The sequence below is a fragment of the Pseudomonas putida genome, assembly GCF_009883635.2.
Lineage (GTDB): Bacteria > Pseudomonadota > Gammaproteobacteria > Pseudomonadales > Pseudomonadaceae > Aquipseudomonas > Aquipseudomonas putida_W.
In genome coordinates this window covers 5,190,155-5,207,902 of the sequence record NZ_CP026115.2, presented here as the reverse complement: position 1 = coordinate 5,207,902, position 17,748 = coordinate 5,190,155, and the positions used below count along the sequence as shown (strand labels likewise).

The 17,748-nt window shown below is 63.5% G+C and carries 15 protein-coding genes; 6 read left to right on the top strand and 9 right to left on the bottom strand.

The features are described 5' to 3' along the window. Nucleotides 1-10: 10 nt before the first annotated feature. The 6 genes from ureE to C2H86_RS23730 form a co-directional block, all read right to left on the bottom strand. Nucleotides 11-508 (bottom strand): urease accessory protein UreE, encoded by a 498-nt coding sequence (gene ureE, locus C2H86_RS23755; RefSeq protein ID WP_159410110.1) that lies wholly within the window; start codon nucleotides 506-508, stop codon nucleotides 11-13. Nucleotides 509-518: 10 nt separating this feature from the next. Beyond that, nucleotides 519-2,222, bottom strand: coding sequence for an urease subunit alpha (gene ureC / locus C2H86_RS23750; RefSeq protein WP_159410109.1), 1,704 nt, complete (start codon nucleotides 2,220-2,222; stop codon nucleotides 519-521). Continuing rightward, entirely contained in the window at nucleotides 2,219-2,536 is a 318-nt protein-coding gene (locus C2H86_RS23745; RefSeq protein ID WP_159410108.1) for an urease subunit beta, read from the bottom strand. The genes ureC and C2H86_RS23745 overlap by 4 nt, the downstream gene beginning before the upstream one ends. A gap of 19 nt (nucleotides 2,537-2,555) precedes the next feature. After that, nucleotides 2,556-2,858, bottom strand: a complete 303-nt coding sequence (locus C2H86_RS23740; RefSeq protein WP_027916767.1) for an urease subunit gamma — start codon at nucleotides 2,856-2,858, stop codon at nucleotides 2,556-2,558. Nucleotides 2,859-2,867: 9 nt separating this feature from the next. After that, on the bottom strand, nucleotides 2,868-3,701 hold the full coding sequence (locus C2H86_RS23735) for an urease accessory protein UreD (RefSeq protein ID WP_159410107.1): 834 nt from the start codon (nucleotides 3,699-3,701) through the stop codon (nucleotides 2,868-2,870). Nucleotides 3,702-3,922: 221 nt separating this feature from the next. Then, a complete protein-coding gene (locus tag C2H86_RS23730; RefSeq protein WP_159410106.1) occupies nucleotides 3,923-6,847 on the bottom strand; it encodes an RHS repeat-associated core domain-containing protein in 2,925 nt (974 codons plus the stop codon). Between the two features lie 75 nt (nucleotides 6,848-6,922). Here C2H86_RS23730 and C2H86_RS23725 point away from each other — a divergent pair, with 75 nt between their 5' ends. From C2H86_RS23725 to C2H86_RS23710, 4 genes are all read left to right on the top strand, one after another. After that, nucleotides 6,923-7,288 carry a glyoxalase superfamily protein gene (locus C2H86_RS23725; protein ID WP_159410105.1) on the top strand — a complete coding sequence of 122 codons (366 nt, stop codon included), beginning with the start codon at nucleotides 6,923-6,925 and terminating at the stop codon, nucleotides 7,286-7,288. A gap of 160 nt (nucleotides 7,289-7,448) precedes the next feature. Next, on the top strand, nucleotides 7,449-8,468 hold the full coding sequence (locus C2H86_RS23720) for a branched-chain amino acid aminotransferase (RefSeq protein WP_159410104.1): 1,020 nt from the start codon (nucleotides 7,449-7,451) through the stop codon (nucleotides 8,466-8,468). Between the two features lie 146 nt (nucleotides 8,469-8,614). Beyond that, nucleotides 8,615-9,295: a response regulator transcription factor gene (locus C2H86_RS23715; protein WP_103447069.1), complete on the top strand. Its 681-nt coding sequence runs from the start codon at nucleotides 8,615-8,617 to the stop codon at nucleotides 9,293-9,295. Continuing rightward, entirely contained in the window at nucleotides 9,273-10,664 is a 1,392-nt protein-coding gene (locus C2H86_RS23710) for a sensor histidine kinase (RefSeq protein ID WP_159410103.1), read from the top strand. The genes C2H86_RS23715 and C2H86_RS23710 overlap by 23 nt, the downstream gene beginning before the upstream one ends. Before the next feature lie 34 nt (nucleotides 10,665-10,698). Here C2H86_RS23710 and cysS read toward each other — a convergent pair whose 3' ends face one another. Next, complete coding sequence (cysS, locus tag C2H86_RS23705; RefSeq protein WP_103447067.1) at nucleotides 10,699-12,081, bottom strand: cysteine--tRNA ligase; 1,383 nt, start codon at nucleotides 12,079-12,081, stop codon at nucleotides 10,699-10,701. A gap of 9 nt (nucleotides 12,082-12,090) precedes the next feature. Then, on the bottom strand, nucleotides 12,091-13,794 hold the full coding sequence (locus tag C2H86_RS23700) for a glutamine--tRNA ligase/YqeY domain fusion protein (protein WP_060507419.1): 1,704 nt from the start codon (nucleotides 13,792-13,794) through the stop codon (nucleotides 12,091-12,093). A gap of 248 nt (nucleotides 13,795-14,042) precedes the next feature. On the opposite strand from C2H86_RS23700, the gene C2H86_RS23695 reads away from it, so the two are divergent. Beyond that, nucleotides 14,043-14,546: a peptidylprolyl isomerase gene (locus tag C2H86_RS23695; protein ID WP_159410102.1), complete on the top strand. Its 504-nt coding sequence runs from the start codon at nucleotides 14,043-14,045 to the stop codon at nucleotides 14,544-14,546. Further along, nucleotides 14,543-15,265: a UDP-2,3-diacylglucosamine diphosphatase gene (locus tag C2H86_RS23690; protein WP_159410101.1), complete on the top strand. Its 723-nt coding sequence runs from the start codon at nucleotides 14,543-14,545 to the stop codon at nucleotides 15,263-15,265. The genes C2H86_RS23695 and C2H86_RS23690 overlap by 4 nt, the downstream gene beginning before the upstream one ends. A gap of 59 nt (nucleotides 15,266-15,324) precedes the next feature. Here the strand turns inward: C2H86_RS23690 and C2H86_RS23685 are convergent, their stop codons facing one another. Continuing rightward, nucleotides 15,325-17,637: an acylase gene (locus tag C2H86_RS23685; RefSeq protein WP_159410100.1), complete on the bottom strand. Its 2,313-nt coding sequence runs from the start codon at nucleotides 17,635-17,637 to the stop codon at nucleotides 15,325-15,327. Nucleotides 17,638-17,748: the final 111 nt, after the last annotated feature.

Below are 17,748 nucleotides of genomic sequence, written 5' to 3'. Positions count from 1 at the left end.
AATGAAGTGTTCAGGAATGGGCTGGCAGGCGCACGAACGGATGGTCGTGGCCATGGCTATGGCTGCGGCTGTGACTGTGAGACGCGCTCTGGTAGGCACCGGCCTCCGGCTCGAACGGTGCCTGCTCGGCTTCCACCGTCAGGCCCAGGCCGCGCAGCATGTCGTCAAGGACATGGTCATGCTGATAGCGCAGCAGGCCCGGATCGATTTGCAGGGGGACGTGGCGGTTACCCAGGTGATAGGCGGCGCGGGCCAATAGGTGCGGGTCGGCACAACGCACGGTCGATACCGCTTCAGGTGCAGCCAGCACGCGGATCACCTGCTCTCCCAAGGCATCGGCAAGCAACTCGCCGCCGCGCAGCAAGTGGCCACGTTCGAGCATCAGGCCGGCTTCGCGGCCGTCGTCCAGAGTCACGCGCAGGCGGCTTTTGATACGGCTGTCGACGTCCAGGGTCACGGTACCGGTGACGGTCTCGGATGCCTCGATCCGGCGGGTCAGGACAATCATCTTCACTCCTTCAGAACAGGAAATAGCGCTGGGCCAGCGGCAGCTCGCTGGCGGGCTCGCAGACCAGCAACTCGCCGTCGGCGCGTACCTGGTAGGTCTGCGAATCGACTTCGATCACGGGCTGCAAGGTGTTGTGAACCATGTCGGGCTTGCGTACCCGGCGGCAACCGTGGGCGACACCGATCAGGCTCTGCAAGCCCAACTCCTGGTGCAGGCCACGGTCCATGGCGGCCTGGGGCAGGAAGGTCATGCGCGTGGCGTGGCGGGCCGCACCCATGGCGCCGAACATGGGCCGGTAGTGCACCGGCTGCGGGGTCGGGATCGAGCCGTTGATGTCGCCCATCGGCGCGGTGGCGATCATCCCGCCCTTGATCACCAGGGCCGGCTTGACCGCGAAGAACGCCGGCGACCACAGCACCAGGTCGGCCAGCTTGCCGACCTCGACCGAACCGACTTCATGGGCGATGCCATGGGTCAGCGCCGGGTTGATCGTGTACTTGGCGATGTAGCGCTTGACCCGGAAGTTGTCGCTGTAGCCGGTATCTGGTGCCAGCGGACCACGGCGCAGCTTCATCTGGTGGGCGACCTGCCAGGTGCGCAGCACCACTTCGCCGACCCGGCCCATGGCCTGGGAGTCGGACGAGGTCATGGCGAAGGCGCCCATGTCGTGGAGGATGTCCTCGGCGGCGATGGTCTCGCGGCGGATGCGCGACTCGGCAAAGGCCACGTCCTCGGCAATGCTCGGGTCCAGGTGGTGGCAGACCATGAGCATGTCCAGGTGCTCGTCGACGGTGTTGACCGTGTACGGCAGGGTCGGGTTGGTCGAGGACGGCAGCACGTTGGCCTGCCCCGCTGCACGGATGATGTCTGGCGCGTGGCCGCCGCCGGCACCCTCGGTATGGAAGGTATGGATGGTGCGGTCGCCGATGGCAGCCAGGGTGTCTTCGATGCAGCCCGACTCGTTCAAGGTGTCGGTGTGGATCGCCACCTGGATGTCCATTTCCTCGGCTACGCCCAGGCAGCAGTCGATGGCAGCCGGGGTCGAGCCCCAGTCCTCGTGCAGCTTGAGCCCCACCGCGCCGGCGGCGATCTGCTCGCGTAGCGCTTCGGGACGCGAGGCGTTGCCCTTGCCCAGCAGGCCGATGTTGATCGGTAGGCAGTCGGCAGCCTGGAGCATGCGCGCCAGGTACCAGGGCCCCGGGGTGCAGGTGGTGGCATTGGTGCCGGTGGCCGGGCCGGTGCCGCCGCCAATGAAGGTTGTGACGCCGCTGGTCAGCGCCTCTTCCACCTGCTGCGGGCAGATGAAGTGGATGTGCGAATCGATACCGCCAGCGGTGACGATCTTGCCCTCGGCAGCGATGACTTCTGTACCTGGGCCGACCGGAACGTTCACGCTCGGTTGCACGTCGGGATTGCCGGCCTTGCCGATGACGGCAATGCGCCCGTGCTTGACGCCGATATCGGCCTTGACGATGCCCCAGTGGTCGATGATCAGGGCATTGGTCAGCACCAGGTCCATGGCCTCGGCGGCGAGCATCTGGCCCTGGCCCATGCCGTCGCGGATGACCTTGCCGCCACCGAACTTGACCTCTTCACCGTAGATTGTGAAGTCCTTCTCCACCTCTACCCACAGCGCGGTGTCAGCCAGGCGCACGCGGTCACCGACGGTGGGGCCGAACATGTCGGCGTAGGCCCGACGGGAAATCCGGCTCATGCCCTGCCCTCCAGTGCGCCATTCACCTTGCCCTGGAAGCCGTACACTTCACGCTTGCCGGCATAGGCCACCAGTTGCACGGTGCGCGACTGGCCCGGCTCGAAGCGCACGGCAGTACCGGCCGGGATATCGAGGCGAAAGCCACGGGTCGGCTCACGCTCGAACACCAGCGCAGCGTTGACCTCGTAGAAGTGGTAGTGCGAACCGACCTGCACCGGCCGGTCACCATGGTTGGCCACGCTGACGCCGACCGTGTCACGGCCGACGTTGAGTTCGATGTCGCCGGCGGCGACCTGAATTTCACCTGGGATCATGCTGGGCTCCTGCTCCAGGTCAGACGATAGGGTCGTGCACGGTCACCAGCTTGGTGCCGTCGGGGAAGGTCGCCTCGACCTGCACGTCATGCAGCATCTCGGCGACGCCTTCCATGACCTGCTCGCGGCCGATCACTTCGCGGCCCAGGCTCATCAGCTCGGCCACCGTGCGGCCGTCACGGGCACCTTCGAGCACCGCAGCGCTGATCAGCGCCACCGCCTCCGGGTAGTTGAGCTTCAGGCCACGGGCCAGGCGCCGTTCGGCCAGCAGCGCGGCGGTGAACAGCAGCAGTTTGTCTTTCTCTCTCGGGGTCAGCTCCATGGCGCTCTCTCAAGTGGCCCAGATGCGCGGCGGGCACGCGACCAGACCGAGAACGGCCGGGCGCAAGGCATGCCAGAGGCGCTGCAGGGTGCGTTGCAGGTGTTGGTTGTCGTGGTCGAGCAGGCGGATCACCAGCAGCGAGCCGAGCAAGGTCGCGCCTGCGGGGGTGTCGAGTTCATCGAGTAGCGTGCGTATCTGCTCCAGCACGGCCGGGGTCGCCGGCGCTGCGCAGAAGGTGGCGACCAGCGGGTGGCCGCCGACCTTGGCCAGTTGCCCGCCGGCGATGCGCAGGCGCTCGTGCAGGCCGGGGTCGTCGGGCAGCTCGATGCACAAGCGACTGTCCAGTGCGCCCTGCTCGAAGCGCTCGCTCATCACCGGCCGGCCCAGGCACAGGGTTTCCCAGGCCAACAACTTCGCACCCGGTTCCAGGGTGAAGCGGCTGTCGAGGCTGGCGCGGGCGCCGCTGAAGAAGATGCTGTCCTGGGGCAGCCATTCCAGCGTGCTGCCAGCCTGCAGGTGGAAGCGCTGGGCCAGCCGTGCGGTTGGGCCGATGCTGCGGTAGAACTTGCTGGCCCCAGGCATGGTCAGCAGCGCATGGCTGCCGGGCTCGAGGTGGATGTCCAGCTCCAGGCGGTCGCCGGCGACGATGCCGCCGGGTGGGTGCAGCACATAAACGTGGCACGGCGAGCCTTCCGGGTAGAACGGCCGCTGCACCAAAAGCGGGCCGAAATGCCGACGCGCACCAAGGCGGGTCACGCCATTGCGCTCAATGAAGCGCAGTTGCAGGTGAGCGCTCCAGCCTGCATCTTCTTCAGAGTGTTCCACCTGCTTTGCCAGTAACATCCTATAGCCCCTGAATTCCGTGGCCCGCCGAGAGATCAGAGAGGCTGGCGCCATTTAGGGCGACGCTGGCGGGCTGTCCACTCGATCAAATTTCGCTGGCTGGATATAGCAGGTTGCGGGCCAAGTACGCAGGTGAAAGCAAATGAAAACTCTGGCTGTTGTTCGGCAGGTCGCAGAATGATGCACGGTGTGGGGGCGGCACGTTGCCCCCCTTTAGATCATTAGCTGCGTGCGAGTGATCCGTGGCGGAGCCATGTAGGGTGAGCGGGATTATCATGGTGCGAGACATGACGGTGGCTTTTCAGGATGCCCAGATTTCGCTGTGCGATCAGTCCTCGCAATTCGCCAATTTCTGCTCTGGCGCGAGTCGCATGCGTGTTGAACCTGCTTTGCGTCACGACTGCAGGCGACAACAAGGAGCGCCGCTGTACGCGCAGCCCGATGGCATGGCTTTTTTTCAGGGACCAGGGCAGTGGGTAAAACGCAAGGTCACGGCCATCTTTTTCAAACGCTTTGTTCATGTGATCTATCAACCCGTTGAGAACCGACTCTACCTGATCCAGCTCGGCCTCAAGCTGCACCACCAGGTCTTCCTTGGATAACCTGACTGCTTTGACGACCTTCCAGGGAATCTGGACCATGGCAACCACGGGCACCAGCGGCACCACACTGGCCAACTCGCCCATCAGGGTATGCTCCGTTGTTTCGGCGAAGGTGTTGCCAGTCACCTCTTCCCCCCCCGCCCCTACGTCTAGGCCAATACTGTCCAATGCCTGACGGAGGGCTCCGGGTTTTGACAGGCGATCGATTTTTTTGGCCACCTCGACCTCCGGCGAAGGCAGATAGTTCGGAATGATGGCTGAGGTCACTTGACCTGCAACCAGGCCTGCTGCATGCGTACCCACCACCGGTACCACCGAGCCGACTGCGGCACCCATAAAGCTGCCTGCCGACACTGTGGCAGCCTTGAGGCCGGAGAAGAGTGCACCATAGGTGACGGTTCGCTTTTTCGATTCCAGGAAATCACGACTGCGCTCCTTCAGCGTCCGCAGAATTCCCCCGGCCTCCCTGACTGCCTTGTACTTCCTGTAGATATCCTTCTCTGCCGACAACCCGTCGCCATCCCCCCACGTCAGCGGAGAGTTGCGCACCATCCGATAGACATTCATGCCGTCCACCCAGCCTGCCGGGTCGGCACTCAACCAGCGCGCGGCCCAAGGCTGGTAATAGCGCTGCCCGAAGTAATACAACCCCGTCGCATCACGTTCCTTGCCGGCAAAACGCTGCGTTTTATAACCTGCCTCCACTTCGTTGCGAGCCGACCACACAGACGTACCGCCGTAGGGGTAATACTCCTCACGGCTGATTACCTGCCCGCTGCCGTCCAGCTCAAGGCCGACACTTGCGGTCAGGTTGCCGTACGAGTACCGCAATGCGCCGTTCTCGATGCCTGCCGGCAGGCCGAGCTGCCACTGCAGCACCCGCACCTGAACCCTACCCGTCCCACCGACCTGCAACACCTGCAACGCCTGGGTGACATCCGCGCCATGACGCCAGGTGCGCAGCTCGAGGGCGGGTAGATACAGCACATGTCCGCTGCCGGCAGCGCGAATCGAGATCTTTTCCGTGCGCTGCCGATTGCCGTCGTAGCGGTAACGCTCTCCCTCCACCAGGCCGTGCTCGCCGGCGACCAGCACGACCTCTTGCAAGGCCTGTCGAGAGGTCCAGGACAGCGCCTGGTCTGGCTGCAGCAAACGTTGATTACCTGCCGCATCGAACAGCGCATCCACTTGCAGCGGGTTTTCGGTGAGTGCGCTCGACACAGCGCGGTTGCTGCGCCCGGACACGGTCATGGCCCGCGTGTAGCTGCCCCGGCCCAGGGGCGACAAGTGGCTGATGCGGTTCAGATTGCCCCCACGATCATAGGCATACTGGCGAACGTAGTTCACCAGCGAGCCGTCCTGGCCACGCAGGGGGATGGACCGAGGGAGCAAGGCGGGATTGTGTTGCGCGTTTTCAGCCATTTCGCGTCCGCTGGCCGAGACCAGTTGATAGAGGGTGTCGTATTCACAATGCTGCGCGGGCATCACCTTCTGGTTACTCCAGAATCGCGTTGCTTCGGCGTCGCTGTAGACACCAAGCACATTGCCCACGGGGTCATACTCGTAGTGCAGATCCTGCAGCAACCTTGGCCCGAACGCATGCCCGGCAGGTCGCTGTATACGCATGCCGGAAAGGCGCTGAGTGCGTGGCTCGTAGCTGTAGAGCGTGACTACACCGTTGCCGTGCACTTCACCCTGGGTCTCGCCACTGGCCGCATAGGCCCGCGAATGGAGCACGGCCCGTTCGATGCCGCCCTTGAGAGTCAGACAGCTGTTGGCGAATGAACCTGCAACATCGTATGCATGCCGCTGCAGATGGCCTTGCGCATCGATCTGCTCGCGCAACACTCCTGTGGCGTCCACCGCATAGCAGGTGGTGTAGGGCGTCAGCGACAACAGCAGGTCCCACTGCTCCTCGCTTGCGCCTTGCCAATCGGCCTCTCCACCGGGCTTGAGCAACCTTCTGGAGGTCGCCAGCGCCACCCCGGTGATGCCCACGCGGTCCTGGCCGAGGCAACCTGCAGTGTCGTAGTGACGGACGCACAGCCCGGCCAGGTTGTGCGCCTTCATCGCCGACGATGCATCACCCCAGTTGAAACGTTCCACGATAACCAGTGGTTGTGCGCTGACCTGCTCGCTGGCATGGGTCAAACGACCGGCTAACGGTGCTACCTCATAGTGCTGCCGACGCGTGACGCCCATTCCGTTGACCTGCAGCAGCGCGCGGCCGTCGATACTGGCCAGGGAAATATCGGTCCCGGCATCGACGCAATCGGTTCGTGACAGTCGCCCACTGAATGAACAGAGGATCGAGCAATTGACCAACTCCTCGTCCTCGCCCTGAGCATGCTCGTGCAAACGTGGGTCGACGCTGCTCAGCCGTTGCCCGAGCGCGTTGAAACGATGGCGGGTGATACGCGGGTCGGTCCGGGCCAACGCTTGCGGATGCCGGTGGTAAGCAACTTCGCGCACACCCAGTCCCCTGTTATCTGTCACCATCACGTCGGGTGTGCCGCGATGGAGGGCCTCAGCGTTCCTGGTCATACCGTTCATCCTGCGTATTTGCTCGTTGCAGACGTATTAGCCTAGACACAACCGACAACCTCACAAGGACAGCACATGCCCCTGGCCCCTGCCATTCCCATACTGCGTATCTTCTGCATCGACAAGGCCCGGGAGTTCTATCTGGACTTCCTGGGCTTCCAGCTTGACTGGCAACACCGCTTCAGCCCCGACCTGCCGCTCTATGCGCAGATTCATCGTGACGGGTTGATCCTGCACCTGAGCGAACACCACGGCGATGCCTGCCCAGGCTCGACCGTGTTCGCCCGCACCGAAGACCTGCGCGCACTGGAGCGGGAATTGCTGGACAAGCAGTACGGCTATGCCCGGCCCCAGGTCGAACGGGTCGATTGGGGGTTGCAGATGCAGATCCGTGACCCGTTCGGCAACCTGTTGCGGTTTTGTCAGCAGATTGAAGAGTAAGGCTGGGTAGCCAGGCGCTGAAAATCCCCCGTCCTGCACCCAGGCCTCACCCAATTCGTGACTGGCCGTTCCCGATCCGCGAGCTTTGTATTATCGTGGCGTGGTGCGCATATAACAGCAGCCCGAGCGATCGGGCACTTGCAAGACAATCGAGGGTGTCATGAGTAACGAAAGCATTAACTGGGACAAGCTGGGTTTCGACTACATCAAGACCGACAAGCGCTACCTGTCCGTGTGGCGCAATGGTGAGTGGGACAAAGGCACCCTGACCGAAGACAACGTGCTGCACATCAGTGAAGGCTCCACCGCCCTGCACTATGGCCAGCAGTGCTTCGAAGGCCTCAAGGCCTACCGTTGCAAGGACGGCTCGATCAACCTGTTCCGCCCAGACCAGAACGCCGCCCGCATGCAGCGCAGCTGCGCGCGCCTGCTGATGCCGCAGGTGCCGACCGATGTGTTCATCGAAGCGTGCAAGCAAGTGGTCAAGGCCAACGAGAAGTTCGTCCCGCCGCACGGCAAAGGCGCCCTGTACCTGCGCCCGTTCGTGATCGGTACCGGCGACAACATCGGCGTGCGCACCGCCCCCGAGTTCATCTTCTCGGTCTTCGCCATCCCGGTTGGCTCGTACTTCAAGGGCGGCATGAAGCCGCACAACTTCCAGATCTCCAGCTTCGACCGTGCCGCCCCTCAGGGCACTGGCGCAGCCAAGGTCGGTGGCAACTACGCGGCCAGCCTGCAACCGGGCGCTGAAGCCAAGAAGGCCAACTTCGCCGACGCCATCTACCTCGATCCGCTGACCCACACCAAGATCGAGGAAGTCGGTTCGGCCAACTTCTTCGGCATCACCGCCAACAACGAATTCGTCACCCCGAAATCGGCCTCGGTACTGCCAGGCATCACCCGCCTGTCGCTGATGGAACTGGCGCAATCGCGCCTGGGCCTGACCGTGATCGAAGGCGACGTCGAGATCAACAAACTCGACCGCTTCATCGAAGCCGGCGCCTGCGGCACCGCTGCGGTGATCACCCCGATCGGTGGCATCGAGTACAACGGCAAGCTGCACGTGTTCCACGACCTGGAAAAAGTCGGCCCGATCACCCAGAAGCTCTATAACGAGTTGACCGGTATCCAGAGCGGTGACGTCGAAGCACCGGCAGGCTGGATCGTCAAGGTCGCCTGAGCCGCTGCGCCACGCTGATCGACGGGGCATGCCAGACACTGGCATGCCCCGTTTTGTTTTACCCGCCGTAGATGAATTTTTCTTAAATCGCTGTTTGGCTATTCTTTGGCACAATCAAATCTCCAAATAGACGCCCAGGAACGAGCATGCCACGCGTACTGACCATCGAAGACGACGCCGTCACCGGCCAGGAAATCGTCGCCGAACTCTCCAGCCACGGCCTGGAAGTGGATTGGGCCGACAATGGCCGCGAGGGCCTGGCCAAGGCCATTGCCGGCGGTTACGACCTGATCACCGTAGACCGCATGCTGCCTGAGGTCGATGGCCTGACGATCGTCACTACCCTGCGCAACCTGAAGATCGCGACGCCAATCCTGATGATCAGCGCCCTGTCCGACGTGGATGAGCGCGTGCGCGGCCTGCGGGCCGGTGGCGACGACTACCTGACCAAGCCGTTCGCCTCGGACGAGATGGCGGCGAGGGTCGAAGTGCTGCTGCGGCGCAACAGCGTACCCATGACCCAGACCCGCCTGCAGGTCGCCGACCTGCAGCTGGACCTGATCAGCCACGAGGCCCGCCGCGGCGAGCACACCCTCAACCTGCTGCCCACCGAGTACAAGCTGCTGGAATACCTGATGCGCCACAGCGGCCAGGTTATCACGCGGATGATGATCTTCGAGGAAGTCTGGGGCTACCACTTCGATCCGGGCACCAACCTGATTGACGTGCACATCGGCCGCCTGCGCAAGAAGATCGACTCCGCCGGCCAGTCGCCGCTGATCCGTACGGTACGGGGCTCGGGTTATGCCATTGCTGAACCCGTCTAAGGGCTGGAGTTCGTCCACCAGTCGCCTGTTGGCGCTGTACAGTTTCCTGTTCGTGGCCTGGAGCAGCATCCTCATGGGGGTGCTGTATTTCGAGGTTTCCAGTTACCTGAACAAGCTCACCCGTCACTCCATGCTGCAGCGCCAGCACCTGTTCGCGCATATGAGTGGCAAACAGCTGGACGATGCCCTGATCGCCAGCCAGGCGTTCGAAGAGCGCAGTTTCGATGCCTACGGCCTGTTCGACGCCCAGCTCAACCCGGTGGGCGGGCGCATTCGCGCGATTCCCCCTGACCTTGGCCTGGACGGCAAGGTGCACGAGCTCAAGCGCTGCCTGGACGCTGACGACCCGCACATGCCACGTGACAGCTGCGATGCTGTGGCGATCAAGGTGCAGGATGGCCGCTGGCTGGTGTTGTTCCGCGACAATGGCTCGTTGTTCGTGGTCACCCGCATCATCCTGCATGCCTTGTTGTGGGGTATCTCGCTGACTCTGATTCCGGGGTTTGCCGGTTGGTACCTGCTGCGCCGCCGGCCGCTGAAGCGCATTCGTGCCATTCAGGCCCAAGCCGAGCTGATCGTCGCCGGCGACCTCACCCACCGCTTGCCGCTGTCGGCCCGCCGCGATGAGCTGGACATGCTCGCCGATATCGTCAACGCCATGCTCGACCGCATCGAACGGCTGATGCACGAGGTCAAAGGCGTCTGCGACAACATCGCCCACGACCTGCGCACACCCCTCACCCGCCTGCGGGCTCAGCTGTACCGTATTCGCCAGCAGAGCACGCACGACTCGCCACAAGCCGAAGCGCTGGACCAGGCGATCGGCGAGACCGACACGTTGATGGCACGCTTCCGTGGCCTGCTGCGCATCAGCGAGCTGGAAGACCGCCAGCGTCGCGCCGGCTTCGTTCAGCTCGATCCGCACGACCTGCTGGTGGAACTGCACGACTTCTACCTGCCGCTGGCCGAGGATGGCGGCATCCGCCTGAGTCTCGAACAGCCTGCCCAGTTGCCGGCGCTGCATGGTGATCGCGAGCTGCTGTTCGAAGCGCTGGCCAACCTGGTGGGCAATGCCATCAAGTTCACACCCGAAGACGGCCGGGTTGCCATCAAGGCGACTCAGGATGAGCTGGGTGTGCACATCGCCATTGAAGACAGCGGGCCGGGCATTCCCGAAGAAGAGCGGGCTGCGGTGTTGAAGCGCTTCTATCGCAGCGAGGAAGGCCACCGCCATTCCGGGTTCGGGCTGGGGTTGTCGATCGTTGCGGCGATCGTCGACCTGCATGGGTTCGGGCTGGAGATTGGCGAGAGCGAGCTGGGAGGGGCGAAATTGGTGTTGCACTGCCCCCTGGCCGGTTTGGCCAAATAAAGTTGGGGCCGCTTTGCGGCCCCAATGACGCCGATCAGTCAGCCAGGCGCCAGGTAGTGGCACCCTTGCTGTCTTCCAGCACCACACCCATGGCAGTGATCTGGTCACGGATGCGGTCGGACTCCGCCCAGTTCTTGTCCGCACGCGCCTGCAGGCGCGCCTGGATCAAGGCTTCCACCTCAGCCGCGTCGACCTTGCCTTCGGCACCGGCACGCAGGAAGTCATCGGCTTCCAGCTGCAGCACGCCCAGCACATCGCCCAACTCGCGCAAGCGACCGGCCAGGCCGGCCGCCGCGTCGACATCGCTGTCACGCAGGCGGTTGATTTCGCGCACCAGGTCGAACAGCACGGCGCAGGCCTCTGGCGTACCGAAGTCGTCGTTCATCGCCACGCTGAAGCGCTCGACGAACGCTTCACCACCCTTGGCGGCAACCCGTGGCAGACCACGCAGGGCGTGGTAGAAGCGCTCCAGGGCGCCCTTGGCATCGCGCAGGCTGTCTTCGGAGTAGTTGATGGCGCTGCGATAGTGGCTGGCCACCAGCAGGTAGCGCACCACCTCCGGGTGGTACTTGTCGAGCACGTCGCGAATGGTGAAGAAGTTGTTCAACGACTTGGACATCTTCTCGCCATTGATGCGGATCATGCCGCAGTGCATCCAGCTGTTGGCGTACTGCTTGCCAGTGGCTGCCTCGCTCTGGGCGATCTCGTTCTCGTGGTGCGGGAACTCCAGGTCACTGCCGCCACCGTGGATGTCGAAGCTCTCGCCCAGGCAGCAGGTGGACATCACCGAGCACTCGATGTGCCAGCCCGGACGGCCCGGGCCCCACGGCGAATCCCAATATGGCTCGCCCGGCTTGACGCCTTTCCACAGGACGAAGTCCAGTGGGTCCTGCTTGGCCTCGTCGACCTCGATGCGGGCACCGATGCGCAGGTCCTCGATCTTCTTGCGCGACAGCTTGCCGTAGCCGACGAACTTGCCGACCCGGTAGTACACGTCACCGTTGCCCGGCGCGTAGGCATAGCCCTTGTCGATCAGGGTCTGGATCATCGCGTGCATGCCGGCGATATGGTCGGTGGCACGCGGCTCCAGGTCTGGTTTGAGGATGTTCAGGCGGCGCTCGTCCTCGTGCATCGCGTCGATCATGCGCGCGGTCAGGGCGTCGAACGCCTCGCCGTTTTCGTTGGCGCGGTTGATGATCTTGTCGTCGATGTCGGTGATGTTGCGCACGTAGGTCAGGTCGTAGCCGCTTTTACGCAGCCAGCGGGTCACCAGGTCGAACGCCACCATGCTGCGGCCGTGGCCAAGGTGGCAGTAGTCGTACACGGTCATGCCGCACACGTACATGCGCACCTTGTTGCCATCGAGCGGCTTGAAGGCTTCCTTGGTCTTGCTCAGCGTGTTGTAGATGGTAAGCACGGCGATTCCTTAGCTGCCCCAGGAGTCACGCAGGGTGACGGTGCGGTTGAACACCGGGCGACCCGGCTGGCTGTCCTTGAGGTCGGCGCAGAAGTAACCTTCGCGCTCGAACTGGAAGCGGTCCTCAGGCTGTGCCTGGCCCAGCGACGGCTCGGCGCGGCAGCCGGTCAGCACTTGCAGCGAATCCGGGTTGATGTTGTCGAGGAAGCTGCCGCCATCTTCGGTCTTCTCCGGGTTGGCGGAGCGGAACAGGCGGTCGTACAGGCGTACCTCGCACTCGACGCTGCCTTCAGCCGGCACCCAGTGGATCACGCCTTTGACCTTGCGGCCTTCCGGGTTCTTGCCCAGGGTGTCCGGGTCGTACGAGCAGCGCAGCTCGACGATGTTGCCGTCGGCATCCTTGATCGCCTCGTCGGCGCGGATCACGTAGCTGCCGCGCAGGCGCACTTCACCGGCTGGCTCCAGGCGCTTGTAGCCCTTCGGAGGCTCTTCCATGAAGTCGTCGCGGTCGATGTACAGCTCGCGGGCGAATGGCAGCACACGTACGCCCATGTCTTCCTTCGGGTGGCGCGGCAGTTCAAGCTGTTCGACCTGGCCTTCCGGGTAGTTGGTGATGACCACCTTCAGCGGGCGCAGCACGCACATGGCGCGTGGCGCAGTGCGGTCGAGGTCGTCACGGATGCTGAACTCGAGCATCGACATGTCGACCACGCCGTCGGAACGGTTGGTGCCGATCATTTCGCAGAAGTTGCGGATCGACGCCGGGGTGTAGCCGCGGCGGCGGAAGCCCGACAGGGTCGACATGCGCGGATCGTCCCAGGCGCTGACGTGCTTTTCATCGACCAGTTGCTTGAGCTTGCGCTTGGAGGTGATGGTGTAGTTCAGGTTCAGGCGGCTGAACTCGTACTGGCGCGGGTGCGCCGGTACCGGCAGGTTGTCGAGGAACCAGTCGTACAGCGGGCGGTGGCCCTCGAACTCGAGGGTGCAGATCGAGTGGGTGATGCCTTCGATGGCGTCGGACTGCCCGTGGGTGAAGTCGTAGTTCGGGTAGATGCACCACTTGTCACCGGTCTGGTGGTGGTGGGCATGGCGGATGCGGTACAGGATCGGGTCGCGCAGGTTCATGTTCGGCGAGGCCATGTCGATCTTGGCGCGCAGCACGCGCTCGCCGTCCTTGAACTCGCCGGCCTTCATGCGCGCGAACAGGTCGAGGTTTTCCTCGACGCCGCGCTCGCGGAACGGGCTGTTCTTGCCGGGTTCGGTCAGGCTGCCGCGGTATTCCTTGGCCTGATCAGGGGTCAGGTCGCAGACATAGGCCTTGCCACGCTTGATCAGTTCAACGGCCCAGTCGTGCAGCTGGTCGAAGTAGTTGGAGGCATAGCGCACTTCGCCGGCCCAGTCGAAGCCCAGCCATTTCACGTCGCTCTGGATGGCGTCGATGTATTCCTGGTCTTCCTTGGCCGGGTTGGTGTCGTCGAAGCGCAGGTGGCAGACGCCGCCAAACTCCTTGGCCAGGCCGAAGTTGACGCAGATCGACTTGGCGTGGCCGATGTGCAGGTAGCCGTTGGGCTCCGGCGGGAAGCGGGTGACGATGCTGCTGTGCTTGCCCGAGTCCAGGTCGGCCTGGATGATCGGCCGCAGGAAGTTCGCAGGGACAGCGGGGGCGCCTTTGGCAGCGGCGTTGGGCGCGTTGTCGGCAGTGGGCTTGCTCATAGGATCCTTGAATGCACGTGTCCGGCCTGGGTAGGCCGATTGAATCAAAGGGCCTATCATAGCCGAAGCAGTCAAGCTGCTGACAGCCGGGCACCGACAAACTGGCGCGTTTTATCGCGATCCGTGCAAAATGATCGTCGTGCACCCTGTGCCATGAACATGTGTCGCGGTTGCCCGATCCTGCGTCAGGTGACTACACGCGCCCTGCGCAACCTATTCCCGTATGCCTTGAAAGAGCGAATTTCAGCATGTCCAAAGTCAAACTGACCACCAACCACGGCGACATCGTCATTGAACTGAACGCTGAAAAAGCCCCGATTACCGTGGCCAACTTCATCGAGTACGTCAAAGCCGGCCATTACAGCAATGTCGTCTTCCACCGTGTGATCAAGGGCTTCATGATCCAGGGCGGCGGTTTTGAGCCAGGCATGAACGAAAAGCGTGACAAGCGTGCCAGCATCCAGAACGAAGCCGACAATGGCCTGAAGAACGACAAGTACACCATCGCCATGGCCCGCACCATGGACCCGCACTCCGCCTCCGCGCAGTTCTTCATCAATGCCTCCAACAATGACTTCCTCAACCACAGCGGCAAGAACACTCAGGGCTGGGGCTACGCGGTATTCGGTGAAGTGATCGAAGGCCGTGAAGTCGTCGACGCTATCGAAAAGGTTGCCACCGGTTCCAAAGCTGGCCACCAGGACGTGCCGAAAGAAGACGTGATCATCGAGAAAGCCGAGATCATTGAGTGATTCTGCTGATCTCTGATCTGCATTTGCAAGAAGAACGCCCGGACATAACCCGGGCGTTTCTAGATCTGCTCGACGGCCGCGCCCGTCACGCCAAGGCGCTGTACATCCTCGGTGACTTCTTCGAAGCGTGGATCGGTGACGATGCCATGACCCCGTTCCAGCAGTCGATCTGCCAGGCCTTGCGCCAGCTCAGCGACAGCGGCACGGCGATCTACCTGATGCATGGCAACCGCGACTTCCTGATTGGCCAGGATTTCTGCACGGCCGCCGGCTGCACGCTGCTGGCCGACCCGAGCGTGATCGAGCTGGGCGGTGAACAGGTACTGCTGATGCATGGCGACACCCTGTGCACCCGCGACCTGGCCTACATGAAGATGCGCCGCTACCTGCGCAACCCAGTGAGCCTGTGGATCCTCCGGCATCTGCCGCTGGCCACCCGGCAGAAACTGGCGCGCAAGCTGCGCAGCGAAAGCCGGGCGCAGACGCGTATGAAGGCTACCGAGATTGTCGACGTCACACCGGAAGAAGTGCCGAAGGTGATGGCGGCGCACGGCGTGCGCACCCTGGTGCATGGCCACACCCACCGGCCGGCGATTCACAAGCTGGTGGTGGATGGCGAACCGGCACGGCGCATCGTGCTGGGGGACTGGGACCGCAGGGGCTGGACCTTGCAGGTCGATGGGCAAGGCTTTGCCCTGGAGCCGTTCGAGTTCTCCTGAAAGTCCGAGCCGACTTCTTCGCGGGCGCGCCCGCGAAGAAGCCTGTGCAGGCTAAAGCCTCAAGGCCGGTTAGCCACCACTCCTTTATCCCGCTCACTGATCACATACTGCCGATACTCCGGGTCCGCCTTGATCTGTGCCTCGGTAAACGGCATCGCTGCCAGTTGCTTGGCGGCAAACGCCTTGGTCTGGTCGCTGAAATGCGCTGAACCGGCTTCGCTGGACTGCGAGAACGCCAGCAGCCCACGCGCCTGTGGCCCTTTTTCAGTGAAACTCACCAACTGCAGATAGCTGGTACCGCTGACCACCAGGCGCTTGCCCGGCCCGTGCGGTACGCTGAACATCGCATTGTAGACCCCCAGCTGCTGCGGCCCACCCGGCACCGGCGTGCCATCGGCGGCCTGCTGGATCTGCCCCCAACGGCTGCCCTCCTCCACGCCCGCCTTGGCCACTTGCTGCAGTGACGCCAAGGCCGCTTCGCGCAAGAGTTTACGTACCGCCGCCTGCTCCACCGCCAAGCCACGCGGGGTGTGCTGCGGGTCTGCCGGGTCGAAGGCCACGCGCCAGCTTTGCGGGTGTTTGGCCATGCTCTCGACCATATTCTGGAAATGCACCAGGCCGATACCACTGTTCAAATCGGCCTTGCCATTCCACACGGCGAGGCTGGCGCACACGGCCTGCAGGTCTGCCTCAGCCCCCTTGCACCACTGCAGCAGGTCAGGCAGCACCAGGCTGGCCAGGTATACATCGTCATCCAGCACCATGCGCTGCAAGTCATCGACGCCCAGCTTGGCGTTGCCTTGCAGGCGCTCGAGGGCGAAACGCCCGCGCATGCCCAGCGGCTGGTCGCTGCGGCTGATCAAGGGCGAGAACCCGGTCAACGGCTGGGCCGGGTTGGCCATCCAGGCCGGGTCGTTGGAATTCTGCACGAAGTCGTTGCGTTCCAGGCTTGGCAGCATCTGCGCCGGGAAGATACCAGGCTGTGCGGCCTGAGCATCGACCTTCCACTGGCAGGCGCTGCGCGACCCGTCCAGCACCACCAGCGGGCCTTGCGCCGCCGGGTTGCTGCATTCGCTCAGCAGCTGCTGATCGACATAGGGCACCACCGACTGGTTCAGGTACAGCGCCTTGCCTGCGGCATCGACCGCCAGGGTGTTGACCCATGGGATACCCTGCAACTGCTCGATGGACCCCTTGAGGACATCCAGGCTGTCGGCTTGGTTGATGCGATACCACTGCTGCAGCACGCGCGTGTTGTCCAGGTTGGCATCGCGCAGGCTATAGGCCGCCTGGGTGTCCCAATCCAGTCGACCGGGCCACTGCACCACCGGCCCGAAACTGGAGCTGTAGACCTGGCGCTCGACCTGGCTGAGTGAGCCATCGGCGGCCTTGACCGTGACGCTCACGGTCTGCTGTGCCATGGGGATGGACTGGCCATCCTGCAGGTAGTGGGTCGGGTCCTTGGGGTCCAGTTGCAGGCGGTACAGGGTGAAGTGCTTCGAGGTGTCCACCGTGTGGGTCCAGGCCAGGTGGCGGTTGAAGCCGATGTTCACCACGGGCAGGCCAGGCAAGGCCGCCCCCATCACATCCAGCTTGCCAGGAATGGTCAGCTGCATCTGGTAGAAGCGCATGCCGCCCATCCACGGGAAGTGCGGGTTGGCCAGCAGCAGGCCACGGCCATTGGCCGAGCGCTGCGCCCCCACGGCCACGGCGTTGCTGCCGCGTTCAGAGGCGAAGCGCTGCTGCTGGGCCAGTGCCACGTCAAAGGACGGGGCAGCTTGCTGAGCAGCCAGCTTGGGGGGCTGGGCGCCCGCCAACGCTTCGGCGAACTGGCCCACGCCGCCTTCGGCCAGCAGGCGACGGGTCAGTTTGACCAGGTCCTGGCTGGTGATCGGGCGTACCCACTGACCATCGCCACATTCCGCTGGCAGGCCTTGGCTGCGTCGCTCGGCCAGGGCACGATTGAAGCCGCTGGCATACCCCTCCAGCAGTTCACGCACCTGCGCTGGCTGGGCCTGCATGAAGCCGCTGACTGCCGCCGGCGTGTTGAGCCAGGTAAAGAACAGGTCGCTGGCCAGGTTGTCGCGTTGCTCGAGGGTCTTGCCCTGGACGCCAAAATAGCGCGAGCGCTCACCATTGACCGTCAACACTTCGTTGGCCAGCAGGCACAGGTTGTCCTGGGCATAGGCATAGCCAATGCCATAGCCCAGGCCGCGCTCGTCCTTGGCGACGATATGCGGCACACCAAAACTGGTACGGCGGATCTGCGCACTGGCATCAGCGCTGGGTTCCCGCGCCTGCACGGCTACGCTGGAGGCGACCAGGGCAGCCGCCAGGCTGGCACAGGTCAAGGGACGCGAAATTGGCAACACGGGCACTCCTCGGATTCAGGGGGTCATTCCCGATCAGACGAATGGCTGGATGAAAATTTTACGCGCACGCGCGCCGCGAACCGTCTTTAAGAAAAACCGGCAGAAATCTTT